Annotated in this window: 18 protein-coding genes; 15 read left to right on the forward strand and 3 right to left on the reverse strand. The window is 42.0% G+C overall.

Annotation, left to right across the window (positions count from 1 at the left end):
- The first annotated feature begins 134 nt into the window (after positions 1 to 134).
- From ACEYW6_RS16425 to bchB, 11 genes are all read left to right on the forward strand, one after another.
- Positions 135 to 692, forward strand: a complete 558-nt coding sequence (locus ACEYW6_RS16425; protein WP_412980543.1) for an RDD family protein — start codon at positions 135 to 137, stop codon at positions 690 to 692.
- 43 nt (positions 693 to 735) lie between these two features.
- A complete protein-coding gene (gene rpmG, locus ACEYW6_RS16430; protein WP_094333178.1) occupies positions 736 to 930 on the forward strand; it encodes a 50S ribosomal protein L33 in 195 nt (64 codons plus the stop codon).
- Between the two features lie 2 nt (positions 931 to 932).
- Positions 933 to 1148 (forward strand): 30S ribosomal protein S18, encoded by a 216-nt coding sequence (gene rpsR / locus ACEYW6_RS16435; protein ID WP_012411240.1) that lies wholly within the window; start codon positions 933 to 935, stop codon positions 1146 to 1148.
- A 176-nt stretch (positions 1149 to 1324) separates the two neighbouring features.
- Complete coding sequence (locus tag ACEYW6_RS16440; RefSeq protein ID WP_196513352.1) at positions 1325 to 3385, forward strand: ribonuclease catalytic domain-containing protein; 2061 nt, start codon at positions 1325 to 1327, stop codon at positions 3383 to 3385.
- Positions 3386 to 3589: 204 nt separating this feature from the next.
- Positions 3590 to 3787 carry a 50S ribosomal protein L35 gene (gene rpmI, locus ACEYW6_RS16445; protein WP_109007939.1) on the forward strand — a complete coding sequence of 66 codons (198 nt, stop codon included), beginning with the start codon at positions 3590 to 3592 and terminating at the stop codon, positions 3785 to 3787.
- A 19-nt stretch (positions 3788 to 3806) separates the two neighbouring features.
- Positions 3807 to 4163 carry a 50S ribosomal protein L20 gene (gene rplT / locus ACEYW6_RS16450; RefSeq protein WP_069069781.1) on the forward strand — a complete coding sequence of 119 codons (357 nt, stop codon included), beginning with the start codon at positions 3807 to 3809 and terminating at the stop codon, positions 4161 to 4163.
- 12 nt (positions 4164 to 4175) lie between these two features.
- On the forward strand, positions 4176 to 4991 hold the full coding sequence (locus ACEYW6_RS16455) for a transporter substrate-binding domain-containing protein (protein WP_412980544.1): 816 nt from the start codon (positions 4176 to 4178) through the stop codon (positions 4989 to 4991).
- Positions 4992 to 5084: 93 nt separating this feature from the next.
- Positions 5085 to 5609, forward strand: coding sequence for a tetratricopeptide repeat protein (locus ACEYW6_RS16460; protein ID WP_412980545.1), 525 nt, complete (start codon positions 5085 to 5087; stop codon positions 5607 to 5609).
- 177 nt (positions 5610 to 5786) lie between these two features.
- Positions 5787 to 7793, forward strand: coding sequence for a primary-amine oxidase (locus tag ACEYW6_RS16465; RefSeq protein ID WP_412980546.1), 2007 nt, complete (start codon positions 5787 to 5789; stop codon positions 7791 to 7793).
- A 119-nt stretch (positions 7794 to 7912) separates the two neighbouring features.
- A complete protein-coding gene (locus ACEYW6_RS16470; protein WP_190895335.1) occupies positions 7913 to 8482 on the forward strand; it encodes a peptidylprolyl isomerase in 570 nt (189 codons plus the stop codon).
- 475 nt (positions 8483 to 8957) lie between these two features.
- On the forward strand, positions 8958 to 10484 hold the full coding sequence (gene bchB / locus ACEYW6_RS16475) for a ferredoxin:protochlorophyllide reductase (ATP-dependent) subunit B (protein ID WP_412980547.1): 1527 nt from the start codon (positions 8958 to 8960) through the stop codon (positions 10482 to 10484).
- A 64-nt stretch (positions 10485 to 10548) separates the two neighbouring features.
- On the opposite strand, the gene ACEYW6_RS16480 is transcribed toward bchB, so the two are convergent.
- A complete protein-coding gene (locus ACEYW6_RS16480) occupies positions 10549 to 10857 on the reverse strand; it encodes a type II toxin-antitoxin system VapC family toxin (protein WP_412980548.1) in 309 nt (102 codons plus the stop codon).
- A 300-nt stretch (positions 10858 to 11157) separates the two neighbouring features.
- Here ACEYW6_RS16480 and ACEYW6_RS16485 point away from each other — a divergent pair, with 300 nt between their 5' ends.
- The gene (locus tag ACEYW6_RS16485) at positions 11158 to 11442 is read left to right on the forward strand and encodes a type II toxin-antitoxin system Phd/YefM family antitoxin (RefSeq protein WP_412980549.1); all 285 of its coding nucleotides are present in this window, start codon (positions 11158 to 11160) and stop codon (positions 11440 to 11442) included.
- Positions 11429 to 11728 carry a Txe/YoeB family addiction module toxin gene (locus ACEYW6_RS16490; RefSeq protein WP_412980550.1) on the forward strand — a complete coding sequence of 100 codons (300 nt, stop codon included), beginning with the start codon at positions 11429 to 11431 and terminating at the stop codon, positions 11726 to 11728. The genes ACEYW6_RS16485 and ACEYW6_RS16490 overlap by 14 nt, the downstream gene beginning before the upstream one ends.
- 393 nt (positions 11729 to 12121) lie before the next feature.
- Here ACEYW6_RS16490 and ACEYW6_RS16495 read toward each other — a convergent pair whose 3' ends face one another.
- Entirely contained in the window at positions 12122 to 12622 is a 501-nt protein-coding gene (locus tag ACEYW6_RS16495; protein WP_412980551.1) for a hypothetical protein, read from the reverse strand.
- Between the two features lie 616 nt (positions 12623 to 13238).
- Here ACEYW6_RS16495 and ACEYW6_RS16500 point away from each other — a divergent pair.
- Complete coding sequence (locus ACEYW6_RS16500; protein ID WP_412980552.1) at positions 13239 to 16418, forward strand: plasmid replication protein, CyRepA1 family; 3180 nt, start codon at positions 13239 to 13241, stop codon at positions 16416 to 16418.
- Between the two features lie 180 nt (positions 16419 to 16598).
- Here the strand turns inward: ACEYW6_RS16500 and ACEYW6_RS16505 are convergent, their stop codons facing one another.
- The gene (locus ACEYW6_RS16505; RefSeq protein ID WP_412980553.1) at positions 16599 to 16883 is read right to left on the reverse strand and encodes a DUF2470 domain-containing protein; all 285 of its coding nucleotides are present in this window, start codon (positions 16881 to 16883) and stop codon (positions 16599 to 16601) included.
- A gap of 234 nt (positions 16884 to 17117) precedes the next feature.
- On the opposite strand from ACEYW6_RS16505, the gene ACEYW6_RS16510 reads away from it, so the two are divergent.
- Positions 17118 to 17873, forward strand: a complete 756-nt coding sequence (locus ACEYW6_RS16510; protein WP_412980554.1) for a metallophosphoesterase family protein — start codon at positions 17118 to 17120, stop codon at positions 17871 to 17873.
- Positions 17874 to 17991 lie beyond the last annotated feature (118 nt).

The following is a 17991-nucleotide window of genomic DNA, read 5'->3' on the forward strand; positions in this document are numbered from 1 at the left end:
ATGACGCTTAGAGCAGTTGTTGTGTCGTAGTTATATGGGCAACAGTTTAAACGCCAAACCCAAGTCATCACCTTAATATAAAAAACAGGAGCAATCATTATTTCCCAACCCCTAAATAAAAATACCTATTTTGTATGACTATCGAACGACTTCCCCAAAAACACTATCCCAAGGCTGAAATTGGGCGGCGAGGTATGGCATTGGGACTTGATTTCCTTGGTGTCTGGTTATTCAGTTCCCTATTGGGAGGCGGCGATATCGGGATTCAATTTGTGCAAATCCTAGTTTTTGCGATATTTTGGCTGATTTTGCGGGTGCTGGTGGTATACAACAATCAAGGGCAAAGTTTAGGGCGTTGGGCGTTCGATTTAAAGGTGTTGGAAGTTGAAGATGGGGAAGTAGTCGGCAGAATTCCAGATTTGCTCTCATTAGTGAAGCGAGAGGCGATCGTAGGCTTGGGTGCCCTTTTAGTGTCAATTGCCCTCAGCAATATTAGAGCCAATCCCACTGCTATACTGCTAGTACTTCCCCTAGCAATTGATTGTGGAACTGCCTTATCTGATGCCCAGATGCGGCAAGCTTTACACGATCGCTATTGCGGAACTTTCGTAGTTTCGTCACGTCGTGGCTACTCGCTTGATATAAAAATTAAAAGATTAGTTGAAAATATGCGGCGGAATGTGAGAAGATAGTCATTTGTGTTAATTCTCTTCAGGCTTCACTGTTTGTAAGATTATGGCTAAGAGTAAAGGTGCCCGCATTATTGTGACACTAGAGTGTACCGAGTGTCGGACAAATTCAGACAAGCGTTCTGCTGGTGTTTCACGTTATACCAGCACCAAGAATCGCCGCAACACCACTAACCGGCTAGAACTGAAAAAGTTCTGCACCCACTGCAACAAACATACCGTTCATAAGGAAATTAAGTAGAGATGAGTTATTTCCGTCGTCGCCTTTCTCCGATCAAGCCAGGAGAACCAATCGATTATAAAGATGTTGATTTATTGCGTAAGTTTGTCACCGAGCGCGGTAAAATACTGCCACGTCGGATTACTGGGCTGACATCTCAGCAACAGCGAGAGTTGACATTAGCAATTAAACGTTCGCGGATTGTGGCTTTGTTGCCATTTATCAATGCGGAAGGCTAAAAAGAGGAGAGACGCGATTATACTCTTACGAGAAGCCGCTCTTTGAGCGTCTACGCGTCTGTACAGGAGAGACGCGATGAATCGCGTACAGGAGTTAAGAATCAAAACTCCTAACTCCTAACTCCTATACTTAAAACTATTTTTTAAACTGTTCACCAAATTAAAGTGCGAGAGTTGTGGAGAAGGGGACGCTAGTTGAATTTAGGGTTCAAGGCGATCGCCGTCTGGGCATCGTAGAACGCCCAGATGGTAAAACCCGCTGGTTTGTGGTAGACGAACGTGGTCAATCCCACAGCCTCGCGCCTAGACAAATAACTTATACAGTTACCAAAGAGACCTACAAGCCCTCTGAGATTGCCAGTTTTTTGGAGCAGGTCAAGCCTTATTTAGATCCATCTAGCTTAGAAGTAGCTTGGGAATTACTGGTTGAAGATGGGGAAACAGTCACCCCAGATCAAATGGCAAATTTGCTATTTTCTGAATCAACTGCGCCTCCTTGTTACGCCGCCTATTGCTTGTTATCAGACGACAAACTCTATTTCAAGCAAAAAGGAGACGCTTACGAAGCCCGAACTGCTGCTCAAGTGGCAGAACGCAAGCACCAGATGGAAGTAGAGGCACTAAAAGCTAAGGGACAGCAGGAATTTTTAACTCGTGTAGAGCAGGCGCTCAAAGGCGAAGCAGTAGAGTGGCAGCGCCACGATCGCCAGCGCTTAGAAGGACTCGAAAAATACGCCGCGCTGATTGCTGACACCGTGCGAACAGGGGTCAATTATGACTCCTTGGCTCGCGCTTATCCGCCAAGCGCTCCAGTATTAGAAACTATGACCATGCTGGGACGGCCTACAACACCCCAAGGGGCCTTTCAACTATTGGTGGATTTGGGTTGCTGGAGTCCTTATGAAAACTTGTTCCTGCGTCGTTCTTCAATTCCGATCCAATTTCCTAATAAGGTATTAGAAGTGGCGCAACAGCGTTTGGATTTCCCGCCGATTGACTCAGATACAAACCGCCTTGATCTGACTCACCTGAAGGTCTACACCATTGATGATGAAACTACCACAGAGATCGACGATGGTCTAAGTTGGGAAGTACTCCCCGATGGCCGGGAACGCCTGTGGGTGCATATCGCCGATCCCACTCGATGGTTAGTGCCGGAAGATGAATTAGATTTGGAAGCCAGAAAGCGGGGTAGTACAGTCTATTTACCTACGGGAATGATTCCCATGTTCCCAGAGGTATTGGCGACTGGGCCAATGAGTCTGATCCAGGGACGGGTTTGTTGCGCCCTCAGTTTTGGGATTATTTTAGGTACAACTGGGGGAGTAGAAGATTACAGCATTCATACCAGCTCGATTAAGCCGACTTATCGCCTCACCTACGAAGATGTAGATGAAATGCTGCAATTACGGGTACAAGCAGAACCAGAAATTGCAGCGATCGCAACTTGGGCACAGCGGCGCAAAGCTTGGCGTTTCGCTCAAGGGGCAATTAGCATCACCATGCCCGAAGCGATGATCAAAGTCAAAGATGATGAGATCAATATTGACATTTTGGACGATTCGCCGTCGCGGCAAGTAGTAGCAGAAATGATGATTGTTGCCGGTGAAGTTGCGGCACGTTATGGTAAAGCTCATAATATACCTTTGCCCTTTCGTGGTCAGCCCCAACCGGAATTACCTCCAGAAGAGGAATTACTCCTACTTCCCGCCGGATTCGTTCGCGCTTGCGCTATGCGTCGTTGTATGCCCAAAAGCGAAATGAGTATTACGCCTCTGCGCCATGCTGGTTTGGGTTTGGATACCTACACCCAAGCAACCTCTCCCATCCGCCGTTACAGTGACTTACTTACCCACTTCCAAATTAAAGCGCATTTGCGGGGTGAAGTTCTGCCATTTTCCGCAGATCAACTTAAAGAAGTGATGATGACTGTCACCAGCATCACCCAAGAGGTGACGATGGTGGAACGGCAAACTAATAGATATTATGCTTTAGAGTATTTACGCCGTCATCCAGAGGAAACTTGGGATGTAACAGTGTTGATGTGGCTGCGGGAAGACAGCAACTTGGCCCTAATTTTGATCGAAGATTTGGGTTTGCAGTTACCAATGGTTTTCAAGCGTTCTGTTAACTTGGGCGAACAGATAGTGGTGAAAGTTAGCCATGCCGATCCGCAAAAAGATATGATCCAATTTCAAGAAATAGTTTATCAAGAAGCCCAAACAGCAGCGAATTAACTAATTCGTAATTCGGAACTATTGGTGAAACACTCGCGCATAATTGTCTTTGTCTTTACTTAAGTAAAAATTGAGGGTTTGAAACCCACTTAGTTGAGTAACGCTTCGTCTAGAAGCGGTTTATGAGCACCGATTTAACTTAATTTCCATTCGAGCAATTTTTATAGTATATAATAATGGATCGTGTCGAATTAAAGCTATACCATGCCTAAACTAAAGACTCGTAAAGCCGCAGCGAAGCGATTCCGTGCCACCGGCACCGGCAAAATCGTCCGTCGTAAAGCGTTCAAAAGCCACCTTTTAGAGCACAAATCTTCTGACAAAAAGCGTAGTATGCGTCAGAGTGCGCTTGTACATGAACGCGATGAACTTAACGTGCGCTTGATGCTCCCATATTTGTAAGTATTTTAGGAAATAAGTTATGACTCGGGTAAAACGCGGTAATGTAGCTCGGAAGCGCCGCAATAAAATTCTCAAACTAGCTAAAGGTTTTCGCGGTTCTCACTCAACTCTGTTTAGAACTGCCAACCAACAAGTGATGAAGGCACTACGGAGTGCCTACCGCGATCGCAAAAAGAAAAAGCGCGATTTTCGTCGTCTCTGGATCACCCGGATCAACGCTGCTTCAAGGCAACACGGGTTGAGCTACAGCCAGTTGATCGGTAACTTGAAAAAAGCTGATATCCAACTAAATCGCAAGATGTTGGCACAATTAGCAGTCCTCGATCCAGCTAGCTTTGGCAAAGTTGCTGAACTAGCAAATCAAGCTAAAGGATAAAGGTGGCAAGGGATGTATAACAGATGTAACAGATGGGAAATAATTACTCGGTTACATCTGGTATTATCCGCCACTATTTTTTGGATATCTTGCTTTTCCATAGTGGGGACAGGATTAACTGCATCTGCTGCCGAAATGCCAGAAATTCAGCAGCGGGGCTATCTAACTGTTGCCGTTAAAGATAACTTGCGTCCGTTGGGATTTAGAGATGCTAACGGTAATTTGCAAGGCTTGGAAATTGACTTGGCACAGCGATTAGCACTTGACTTAGTTGGTAAAGCCGAGGCTGTAAAATTTAAACCTGTAGCGAATCGCGATCGCTTGTCTGTAGTCTTAGACAAGAAAGTTGATTTTGCGATCGCTAGGGTAACAGCAACTGAATCTCGCAGCCGCATAGTTAGTTTCAGTGTTCCCTACTATTTGGATAGCACTGTATTAGTTACAAAAGATGCCTCTGTACAGCAGTTAAGTGATTTGGCAAAACAAAAAATTGCTGTATTAAATAACTCCAGCACCATTCCTAAAGTGCGTTACTTTGTGTCAAACGCCGAGTTGGTAGGAGTGAATTCTTATGACGAAGCGCGAGAGAAAATAGAAAGTAATGCAGCTTTTGCCTTTGCCGCAGATGCTAGCGTTCTGAGCGGTTGGGTGCAACAATATCCCCAATATCGCTTACTGCCAATTAAGCTATCAACTGAACCCTTGTCTGTAGTGATGCCCAAGGGATTGCAGTACGATAAGTTAAGACGAAATGTGAATGAAGCGATCGCTCGTTACTTAGCAGAAGGTTGGCTCCAGCAACGTGTTCAATATTGGGGCTTACCGTAAGTTGGTCATTAGTCATTAGTCATTCACAAATGACAAAGGACAATAGGCTGATAATAGATAGAGAAACAACTTTTAATATTTGTATTTGCAGCAATGGATAACAGTCTAGCCGTTGTTTATCTCTCAGTTTTGGTGGTTATACTCACAATTGCAGCCGTGGGTGTTTTTCGCCAGATTTTCAAAACTCGCAAGATTGAAGGCTCCTTTGCAAGATTGCGAAAGAAGTTAGAGAAAGAAAAGGGTACGACTCAAGAATATTATGAGTTAGCCAGTATTTATTCAGACAAAAAACTGTATTCTCAAGCGATCGCGCTGTTTCAAAAAGCTCTCAAGGCTGCCCAAGAAGAGGAAGAAGAAAATATTGCCCCTATTTACAACGGGCTGGGTTATGTTTATTTTACCCAAGAGCAATATGACCTTGCAATTCGTCAGTATAAAGAAGCCTTGAAATCTAAACCAGACTACGTAACAGGGTTGAATAATCTTGCTCACGCCTACGAGAAAAAAAAGTTAACTACTCAGGCGTTACAAACTTACGAAGAAGCACTAAAGTTTGCTCCAAATAACTCTATTGCGAAACGTCGTGCCGAATCTTTACGCCGTTTAGTTTCTGCGTAAATTAAGGGCATTGGGTATGGGAAAAGAAAACTCTTCACTAGTCTCCAGTCCTTAATCCCTAATTCCTAATCCCCCCAACTATCAACAAATTAATTTGGCTTTAGCCTCTTAATTTATCGGTTTTCAGGCTTAGGCATGGAAATAGATAACTATAAGTCTTTTGTAAAAATGTAAAAGATGATTAAGCGGCTAAAGCGTTTTTTGTGGCTACCTATTGCCATCATTGTCGTCATTTCTATCTCACTGGGACTAATGGGAATATTGACGGCTCAACAGCCTTCGATTTTCCATCCTCTCACTTCGCTAACAGAGGCAGAAATTAGTACAGCCGTTTCGGTCATCAAAAGAGAAAGAACTTTGAGCGAAATGGCAGCTTTTCCACTTATTGCTTTACAAGAACCAGATAAAGAAGAAGTTCTGAAATTTACACCAGGTAAAGCTTTCCAACGAAAAGCTTTTTTGGTAATCTATGAGCGATGCCTGCGGCAAGGACTCTGTCCTACGCTAAATAAAACCTATGAAGCAATTGTTGATCTAACAAGCAAAACCTTAAATTCTTGGAAAGAAATACCCTCAGTTCAACCTGCGATCATTGCTTCAGAATATGAATTGGCAACTCAAGCTTTTAAATCCGATCCCCGATGGCAAACAGCGATGCGAAAGCGGGGAATTACAGACTTCAACCAAGTCAAAATTAGTTGTTGGGCCCCAGGAATCCTAACTAAACAGGAAGAAGCAGCAGGAAACCGTCTTTGTCGGGGTTTGTTCTACTACAAAGGCCAACACTGGAATTATTACGGCAGTCCAATTGAAGGAATATTGGGAACCGTTAATTTGAACACAGGTAAAATTTCCAGTTTCGTGGATAGGGGGATAGTTCCTTTTTCCAAGGAAAACTGGAACTACGATGTAAAGTCCTTGGGTAAATTACTTTCACCACTTAAAGCATTAAAGATACTGCAACCAAATGGTGCAAGTTTCCAGATCAAAGGCAATGAAATTAGCTGGCAAGGTTGGAAATTTCGCTATGTAATGCATCCCCGCAGTGGATTAGTGCTGTACCAAGTCACACACAACGACGGGGAAAATGTCCGACCAGTTTTATACCGCGCTAGCTTATCAGAGACAGTAGTGCCTTACGGCGATCCAGATCCCACTTGGTCATTCAGAAATGCCTTTGATGTTGGGGAATACAATTTTGGTTCCCTAGCAACCACGATGGAGTTAGGTAAGGAAATTCCTGAAAATGGTCTTTTGCTGGATGCTGTCTTTGCTAATGGCGACGGAGAACCTTATGTTATGCCAGGAGTTATCGGCATATACGAGCGAAATAACGGTATGCTCTGGAAGCACTATGAGTATGGCACTCAGCGTAATGATGTCCGTCGCAGTAGAGAATTAGTCATGACGATGACGGTGGCGATTGACAACTATGATTACAGCATTAATTGGATCTTTCATCAAGATGGGACTTTGGAAGTCCAAAATGAATTAACGGGTATCGTACTGGCGCAGGGAACAGCTTCTGAAAATCAATCTGCCGATCATTCCTATGGTCGATTGATCGCAAAAAACATTGTGGGGGTGAATCACCAACACTTTTTCAACTACCGCCTAGATTTCGATGTCGATGGTCAAGCTAATTCTGTGATGGAAATGAACGTGAAAGCTTTGCCGATGGATGATAAAAATCCTTTAGGAAATGCGATCGCAGTTGCAGAAAACCCACTAACAAAAGAAACGGCTGCTGTGCGCGATCTGGATATGAAAAGCAGTCGAGAATGGATGATTGTTAGTGCAGATAAGAAAAATATGCTAGGGGCTGCACCTGGATATATGCTGATGCCTGGAGGTAACTCCATATTTTTGCCTGTGGAACGCTCAAACATCCGTCAAAGGGCAGAATTTGCGACTCATCACGTTTGGGTAACAAAATATAAACCTACTGAACTTTATGCTGGGGGAGATTATCCCAACCAGACTCAACCTGGACAGGGTTTACCACAATATATTGCAGACGATGAATCCTTGATGGGTGAAGATATCGTGCTGTGGTACACAATGGGCGTAACTCATATTCCGCGATCAGAAGATTGGCCTGTGATGCCTGTTCACAGAGTTGGCTTTAAGCTAGTACCTAGAGGATTCTTTAGCCGGAATCCAGCGATTAATTTACCAGAGTAAAATATTCGTTTTCTAAAGTTTCCTTGGTTCATTTTTTTCGCAATCTGTAAACCTGTAACTTGAATGCTGATAAGCTTATCGTAGTCCCAAAATTGGCAGTTTTCAAAATAGGATACCTCATGAATTTTCCAGAAATTAATATTCCCGGTGAAGGCACACTGCACGCTCGTTTAATTACTTCCTTGGGTCAAATTATAGTTCGTTTGGAGGAAGACAAAACCCCCAACACCGTCAAAAATTTCGTAGGTTTAGCAACCGGGACAATCGATTGGAAAGACCCTAAGACAGGTCAATCTCAAAAGGGGACTCCTGCCTACGATGGAGTTCGCTTTCACCGAGTCATCCCTGATTTTATGATTCAGTGTGGCGATCCCCTTAGTCGTTATACGGATATGGCTAACCGCTGGGGTACTGGTGGGCCAGGATATCAATTTGAAGATGAGTTTCATCCTGAATTAAAGCACTCTAGTGCGGGTATCCTCTCAATGGCAAATGCAGGACGCGGTACTAATGGTTCGCAATGGTTCATTACAGAAGGGCCAACGCCTCATCTTGACCGCAAACACAGTGTTTTTGGTAAAGTTATTGAAGGTATGGATATAGTCAACCGTATTGCCAATGTACCTACGACTAGAGATCGTCCAAATCAAGATGTAGTGTTAGAAAAAGTAGAAATTTTTCGGCAGTAAATAACACATCTCTAGGTTAATTTCTACTCGATCGAATGAAGAAATTGCGCTCGTGTTATTCCCCCTTTTTTTCCTTGTTTAAGTCCCGTTAGGGGGGATATTTATACAACCTGATTCTTTACAAACATCCTCTTAGAGGATGTTTGTATTTTTGGAGAAGTTGTACATAAATTTTATAAATTTATTGGTGATGGTTAACACACCGCCCCAAATGGAAAATAAATTTGCCGAAAAATTAAGATTTATTTTAATAAAGTAACAGTAACATTGTTAAATTCAGAAGCTAGATTCCAATCAGGAACAAGGTTTGAGCGATACCTACACCTACACACCGCAGCTAAAACCCTTACAAGTCTTCACTTCATCAGGGATACAACTTTTGAGACAATCAGAAACGATTTAATAATAATCAAGCACTTATAGTCCACTCTTATCGGACTCCGTGTTATTTCTGTTGAAAAGGGAGAACACAAACATGAAATTAGCTTACTGGATGTATGCAGGCCCAGCCCACATCGGCACTCTGCGAATCGCTAGTTCTTTTAAAAATGTCCATGCGATTATGCACGCCCCCATTGGCGATGACTACTTTAACGTCATGCGCTCCATGCTATCGCGGGAGAGGGATTTCACTCCAGTGACAACCAGTGTCGTTGACCGCAACGTTTTGGCACGTGGCTCCCAAGAGAAGGTGGTAGATAACATCATCCGCAAGGATGCCGAGGAACACCCAGATTTGATTGTGTTAACTCCCACCTGCACCTCCAGCATTTTACAAGAAGACCTGCACAACTTTGTTGAGCGATCGCAGTTGGAGGCAAAAGGAGACGTAATGCTGGCGGATGTAAACCACTACCGCTACAACGAACTGCAAGCCGCCGATCGCACTTTGGATCAAATCGTCCAATATTACATTGAAAAGGCGCGGAAGCGGAGCGAATTGCCAGAGGGCAAAACAGCAAAGCCCTCAGTTAACATTATCGGTACTACCACCCTCGGTTTCCACAACAATCACGACTGCACCGAACTGAAACGGTTGATGGCTGACTTGGGAATTGAGGTAAATACCTTAATTCCCGAAGGTGCTTCGGTGAACGACTTGAAAAAGATGTCCCAAGCCTGGTTTAACCTAGTGCCTTATCGTGAACTCGGTTTGACCACAGCGCGTTACTTGGAAGAACAATTTGGCACACCTTATATAGACATTACTCCAATGGGTGTAGTGGAAACTGCCCGTTGTATTCGCAAGATTCAGCAGGTAATTAACGCTCAAGGTGCAGAAGTTGACTACGAAAACTTCATCAATGAGCAAACCTTGCATGTATCTCAGGCTGCTTGGTTCTCCCGTTCGATTGACTGTCAAAACTTGACTGGCAAAAAAGCTGTGGTCTTTGGTGATAACACCCACGCCGCCGCCATTACCAAGATTCTGGCGCGAGAAATGGGGATTCATGTTGTTTGGGCTGGAACCTACTGCAAATATGATGCAGACTGGTTCCGCGAACAGGTTAGCGAGTATTGCGATGAAGTGCTAATCTCCGAAGATCATGGTGAAATTGGGGATGCGATCGCCCGCGTTGAACCCTCTGCCATTTTCGGCACTCAAATGGAACGCCACGTTGGTAAACGCTTAGACATCCCTTGCGGCGTAATTGCTGCACCAATCCACGTGCAAAACTTCCCCATTGGTTACAAACCATTTATGGGTTACGAAGGTACAAATCAGATTACAGATTTGATCTACAATTCCTTCACTTTGGGAATGGAAGATCACCTATTAGAAATCTTCGGTGGTCACGATACCAAAGAAGTTATTACTAGGGGAATTTCTGCTGATTCTGATTTGAATTGGACAAAAGATGGTCAAGCAGAATTGAATAAGATTCCTGGATTTGTTCGCGGGAAAGTGAAGCGAAATACTGAGAAATTTGCCCGCGATCGCGGTTTCAAAGAAATCAACGCTGAGGTATTGTACGCCGCGAAGGAAGCTGTCGGAGCGTAGGTTAACGGTTTAGCAATTTTTAATAATAAAGGGCATATCTTAGATGAATGCCTTTTATTATTACTTATTCTGACTTCAGCAGACGAATAAAGCCAGCTTGTTCAAAGTGGTGATCTGTGGTTAGTGCCTCTTTTATCTCAAGCTGTTGCATGACTATAAAAGAAGTGCTATCCACCAAAGACCAAGTTTTATCTTCTCTAGTTTTGAGCAACTCCCAAGCTGCTGAATCTATTGTTGGTTCAATATAAATCAAGTTGATATAAGGAGCAGTTCTGACAGCTTCTACGTATTTAAATAACTGCGAACGAGGTACGCGTAAAGGGCTATTTAGCAAAACCACCAGTTCAATAACAACATAATTGGTTGTTACCATTGCTTGATTTTGCTGACGCTTATGTTGAAACCACTGCTTTGCTTGTTCCTGGAAGGCGTTCTAGTTTCTCTAAAATCTTTTCTTTGAGAGAATCCATGCTTACAGCCACGATCTTTACTGAACAGTGTAACTTATAGCTCCTATTTTTTAGAATAGACTTTTTTTTATCAGCTTTTAATTAGGTATGACTTTACAGATAATTTTAGTTACTTTTATTACATTACTGAAAGAACGCTCACGCCTCCAACCACTCAAGCTATTATGTAGTGTAAAGCCTACAGCATTAGGAAATATCCCACCATGTCCAACCAGACAAACTTGACTGATGCTCGTAACAACTTAGCCGAACTTTGCGATCAAGTAGTTGCAGATAGAGAAGTAATAATTATTAATCGGCAAGAAGGCGAAAGCGTCGCCCTAATTGCTGTTGATGAACTAGATAGTTTACTAGAAACATCTTATTTACTTCGTTCACCTAAAAATGCAGTCCGTCTGTTAACTGCTTTGGAAAGAGCAAAAGCTAGAACTTTAAAACCTCAAAATATTAACGAACTACGTCAGGAGTTGGGAATTGACGAAGAATAAGGATGAAACCCAACCTCAAGACAATAAAGTTCGAGATGCTGTATTTCATCCAGAATTTCGGGAAGACCTCGCCTATTGGGTAGAGACAAACCGCAAAACAGCGCTTCGCGCTTTTAACTTGGTTGAAGCGATTATGCGAGATCCTTTTACAGGTATTGGCAAACCTGAACCATTGAAATATTTAGATTCAAATGCTTGGTCGCGGCGACTTACTCAACAACACCGGATTGTTTATCTAGTAAGTGATGACCGAATTGATTTTCTTCAAGCTCGATATCACTATTGAAATAGCGATTACCAGGAACACACTTAACAGGTACACCCTTATCTAGTTCGCCAGGTTGCCAATCATAAGGTTCATAGTTACCCAAATTTGATAAGTCAGTCTCTAGCCATCCCGCATCAGATTCTTCACTGACTACAGATAACTGAGATTCTTGACGATTCTCCTTTCGCCACTCTAGAAACTCAACAAAATCTAGAACTTCCTACTGTGCATTTTTTGGGATGTGTTCTAATTTCTCTAAAATCTTGTCTTTGAGAGAATCCATACTTACAGCCACTATTTTTAATGAACAGTGTAACTCATAGCCCCTATCTTTCAAAATAGGCTTTTTTGTCAAGCTTTGAATTAGGTCTGCTTTACAAATGATTTGAGTTGCTTTTACTACACTCTTTGCTATTTAATTTCTTTGTGTGCAGTTCTGTTTATAGAATAGGTGCTTCCTCTAAAGCTCAATTTATAGGTTACTGGTGGTGTAATGATTTCAGCCGATTGGGCATTAGGATCAGCGCAAACAAAATAAGTACATCCCCTAAAGCTCAATTTATGGGTTACTAATGGTACACTTACTCCATTTGATTTAGTATCAAGATCAGCACGATAGGAAGCCCCACGGTAGATTAAATTATAATCTGGTTCAGATTTGGGAACTGGCTGTTGTGTATATTCTATTTCCCTGTTGACTACCTTGCTTGTGTAGTATTCGTAGCTTGTACTGATAAGAATAAGAATTAATAGTAGAAGTAAAATCTGCCAAGGAGCTAACATTAAACCCAAAATCAGGCTGATAGCTGCAAATACAGCCACTAAATGTGAGATTTCATTATTACTTTTTTTTAATAAAAAATAGCCAGTGATGAAACAAGCACACGGTATACTCAAAAAGTATAAAGCCATATTTCCTACATTCGGAACTAAAAGCAAAGGGTTTATAAAGCAGATTGAACTTGTTTTAAAAGTTGTTGTCTATTTTACCTCCAATCAGCTTTTGAAGTTACCGTGCTACTTGAGTAAAAGTGTTACGTTAAGTTATCTGTATTAGCCTTGTTTGCGAAAGAAAAATTAACAGCCAAGGCTATCTCAAAACTTTGTTAGCACACCTTTGGAGTGAGGTTAAAGGGTTCTGTCGAGTAAGCGTTTTTGTCTTGATTTATCAGAAATGTCACGTCCCAAACATGAGGCGTGGTAGTAGGTGGATGCTGAGTGTAAAGTTTTTACTGAAGTAGATGAAGATGTTACCCTATGGCGATCGCTGCTGCAACCCCTCTAGCGATCGCATTCCTTAACTCAGAAATTTACTGATAAATAAAAATTAATTGCGAACAAATATCACAATACAAAATTATTACTTCGGGGATCTAATAGGCAGAATAACCCACTAGAGGCTTAACCGATGTGTCTCCCATAACAAGGTAAAAAAAGCATCACAAAAGCCTCGCAATATCTCTTATAGTAAAAAAGCAGATGCATGTTAATGTTTTAATCTCATTGACTTCCCTTCAAACCTTTTCCTATGCATCTGCACTATTTACACCCCCAACACCTTGAGGAATTAGTCAAGAGTAGTGGTATAGACTTACACTTAGTGCAACTCAATTTTAAGTCACTCCAAGGCGTAACTGCTTATGAGTACCTATTGATTTCTGAACTGCTTCCCCGCAGCAATACTGGAATGGTGAAAAGTGGATGGTTGCAGCGTTATGCTCATATTACTGAAGGTGGCTGGTGGTGTTCGGGGCTAGACCCTTTGAATAATTGGCAAATGATGGAATGGGGATGCTTTAAGCCAAACCAACCCCGACAAAATCACAATGGTAAGTCCATCAAATACGAGCATCCCCCCAGCACACCAACGCGGGTGTTTTGTTTGCGGGTAACGCTGCAAGTGTGGCAGCAAGTCGCTGGACGTTACAATCTGGTCATGCCTGACGAGATCACCATTACTGCTGATGGAGAAGCTAGAGGCTTTTGGCAATGGGTGATGCAACAGAACATTCCCCTCATTCTCTGTGAAGGCGTGAAGAAAGCAGCCACACTGTTGACACAAGGATATGCAGCTATTGCTATTCCCGGAATTACCAGTGGTTATCGGGTTGTCAAAGATGAATTTGGCAAAGTTACGCGTCGTCAGTTGATTCCCGATTTAGCAGCCTTTGCAATTACAAAACGTAGCTTTTATATTTGCTTTGATTTTGAAACTCAACCTAAAACAATTGCTGCTGTAAATAATGCTATTTCTCAACTTGGTTGTTTATTTCAGCAAGAAAAATGTACTGTTAAAATTATCGAACTTCCAGGAATAGAAAAAGGAGTTGATGAGTTTATCGTTGCTAAAGGTGCAAGTAGTTTCGATAAAGTTTATCGTCAAAGTGTTGATTTAGAAATTTATCTTGCTCAAACCAAACCCCATACTGAGTTAAATATTCCTGCTGCTCTCACTTTGAATCGCCCTTATATAGGTGAAATCCCTTTCCCAACTTCTGGATTAATAGGAGTAAAGTCTGCAAAAGGAACAGGTAAAACTACAGCATTGCAAGCCGTTGTTAAGCAGGCAAAAATTAGAAATCAACCCGTTTTATTAATTACTCACAGAATTCTACTAGGAAGATTTTTGTGTGAGAAAATTGGTATTCAATGGGGAACACATAAAGAAGATGGGGATAAAAGGATTGATAAAACACTTACCCCCGCTCCTCCCATTCTCCGCTCTCTCTCTCCTCAACACTCTCTTGGATTGTGCGTTGATTCTATTTGGAAACTTAACCCTGAAAATTGGCAGGGAGCAATAGTAATTTTGGATGAAGTAGAGCAGTCTTTGTGGCATCTATTAAACAGTAATACTTGTAAACACAAGCGTGTAAAAATATTAAGATTATTCCAGCAATTAATTTCTACGGTTTTAACAACTGGGGGTTTAGTCATTGCCCAAGATGCTGATTTATCAGATGTGTCACTTGAATATTTACAGGGATTGGCAGGAATCAAATTAACACCTTGGGTAGTTCTTAACCAGTGGAAACCTCAGCATGGTTGGGATGTAACTTTTTATGATTCGCCGAACCCAACACCGCTAATTCACCAACTGGAATTGGATTTACTTGCTGGACGTAAATGTTATGTTACTACCGATAGTCGCGCTGGGCGTTACAGTTGTGAAACAATTGAACGTTATCTGAAAGAACGTTTACAAAAATTACGCAGGCAATTTCCCAAAACCTTGGTAGTTAGTAGCCACACTACAAACACACCTGGCCATGCAGCCGTTGATTTTATCGCAGCAATCAATCAAAAAATATCTGAATATGACGGCGTTTTTGTTACCCCTAGCCTGGGTACGGGAATTAGTATTGATGTCCAACATTTCGACCGAGTTTATGGCATTTTTCAAGGGGTAATTCCTGACTCGGAAGCAAGACAAGCATTAGCGAGAGTGCGGGATGATGTGCCGCGTGTTGTCTGGTGCGCTAAACGAGGTATTGGCTTAATTGGTAGTGGTAGTACAAATTATCGCTTGCTATCTGATTGGTATCAAGAAAATCAAAAAGAAAACTTAGCTTTGCTTAGTCCACTACATAAAATAGATGTGGATTTACCTTTAGTTCATGACCCGATTCATTTGCGAACTTGGGCTAAGTTATCTGCACGGGTAAATGCCTCTATCCGCCTCTATCGTCAATCGATGCAAGATGGTTTGATTGCTGATGGGCATCAAATTCAGATGCGGAGTAATGCTGTTCACAATAATATTATTCGAGATTTACGCCTTGCGTTTTTGGCAACCGATGCTAATGATTTAGCTACCCGCAGAAGATTAGTTTTAGAAATTGTCAAAGTTCAAAAAGATTGGGCGCAAAGCCGTCAAAAAGCCAAAGAAATTAAACGTAAAATTAAGGATATTAAGCAGCAAAATCAACTATCTGTAGCAACTGCTGTAGCTAATGCTAAAGATATCGATTATGTAGAATATGATCAGCTATTAGTGAAGCACTCCCTGTCTGATGGAGAACGCAACCAAATCAATAAATATGTTCTCAGACAAAGGTATGGTGTAGAAGTTACTCCTTGGCTGAAATTGCAAGATGACCACGGATATTATCGTCAACTGTTAATTCATTATTATCTAACTCACGAAAGCGAGTATTTTCACGTCAGAGATCAGCAAGAATGGCATCAGCAATTGTCTTGGGGTGAAGGGAAAGTTTTTCTACCAGATTTAAAAACTTACACGCTCAAAGTTGAGGCGATGAGAGCTTTGGGAATGCTTCACTTTCTCGAAGAAGGAAGAGAATTTACGGAGAGTAATCCAGATTTGATAATGCTGAAAAATGTTGTTTTTCAGCATAGTAAGCATATTAAAAGAGCGCTTGGTATTAACTTAGTTGGGGAAAAAGAGCAGGTTTCAGCAATAAAAATACTCAGCCGACTGTTAAATTTGTTGGGCTTGAAACTGAAGCGGGTAAACGAGGTTTATCAAATCGACCTAGAAACCCTTTATGATGGCAGAGAGAAAATATTTGCAGTTTGGCATCAACGGGATGAGTTGATGTTGGCTCATATTAAGAGTGTTGGTTATGAGTTGCCTGATTATTCTTCAGACTGGAAGTTTGAAATTATCCAAACCAAGTCTTATGCCGCAGTGGTAAAGGAAGAGGTAAGGGAGATGAATGCAGTCGGGGCTTATACCCACGACTGATTTGAGGCATACAATCTTTAAGATTTGGTTGTTGCTCTGATAAGTACGATTGCTTTAGAAAAACAAGATTGTGAGACTCTATCACAACCTTAACAAATGGAAGCGATCGCTATATTAAAATCTCCTTGTCTTTAGGCAGAGAAGAAGTCAACATTAGTCATACGATAATTATCCCAATTTCTACTTTGCCTTCACCCGCGCCTGCTTCACCATCGCAATTAGAGTTTGATGGGCATCTTCCGCATCTGCTAAAACATGATCAAACTGAATGCGAACTGGCACAGCTTCCCCATTCACTTGCGCTGTTAAATCCATACCTTGTGCATCAATTGACAGCATTTGTGCTGCGATCGCATCTGTTACACCGCCAAAAGCCTTAGCATAAATAACTATGGCATCAGCATGATCATCATTCATATGCTTGCAGATGCGCGAACTAATATCAGCAGAAAAATCCTTAGACATTGTTGAGATAGAAAGTGAGTAATACAGCAACAGCTTAAATTTTAAGCTAACAACGCAAATGAATAGCACTAAAGACTATGCATTTCAACCCATTGCCATCATAAATTAATTTTATTTTTGGGAGAATAATTAAATTAAAATAAAACTTATTCAGTATTTTTACCTTCTATTACGGAAACCAGACAGCTTAAACTGTAGCAGAAGTATTAGCCAAACTATTGAAGCTAAGAGACAATGAGCGAAACTAGCCCCAGACGAATTGTAATTGGGGATGTGCATGGACACTATGAAGGTTTGATGACATTGTTGGAGGCGATCGCCCCCACGTCAGACGATCAAATCTATTTTCTGGGAGACTTAATTGATCGTGGGCCCCATAGTTCACAAGTAGTTAATTTTGTCAAGCGGCATAACTACCCATGTTTGCTGGGAAATCATGAGCAGATGTTATTAAACATTCTGACCAATGAAAGAACTTCCTCCCCGACTATGCAAGCATGGTTGTGCAGTGGGGGGCAAGCTACCGTAGCCAGTTACCATGAGGCTCCAATCCCCGATGACCATTTGGATTGGTTCAAGAGTTTGCCTACATATCTCGACTTGGGGGATATTTGGTTAACTCATGCTGGTGTTGACCCTTCCAAGTCGGTGGCAAAACAAACTGCCGATGAACTGTGCTGGATACGAGAGGAATTTCACAGCATTGAAAAACCCTATTTTCCAGATAAGCTAATTATCATCGGTCACACGATTACTTTTACTCTGCCGGGTGTTTCTCCTGGTAAATTGGCACAAGGAGAGGGATGGCTAGACATAGATACTGGCGCTTATCATCCCCGGAGTGGCTGGTTGACTGGACTAGATGTCACGAATAACTTGGTTTATCAAGTTAACATTTATAAAAATTATCTCCGTACCTTGCCCTTAGAAGATGTAGCGATCAGAATTGATCCAGCTAAAATCAAAGTTGATCGCCGTAACAAAAAATGAGTATCATCCGAGATCAGGTAGATGAAGGGATAAAGAAAGTCTTTTCCTAATAATTTCAGTTGCTTCTCCTACCGGAGACGCTGTGCGTAGCTTGCTTCGACCTAGGAGTACAAGCCGG

Source organism: Nostoc sp. UIC 10607, from assembly GCF_047228265.1.
Taxonomy (GTDB): Bacteria; Cyanobacteriota; Cyanobacteriia; order Cyanobacteriales; family Nostocaceae; genus Nostoc; species Nostoc foliaceum_A.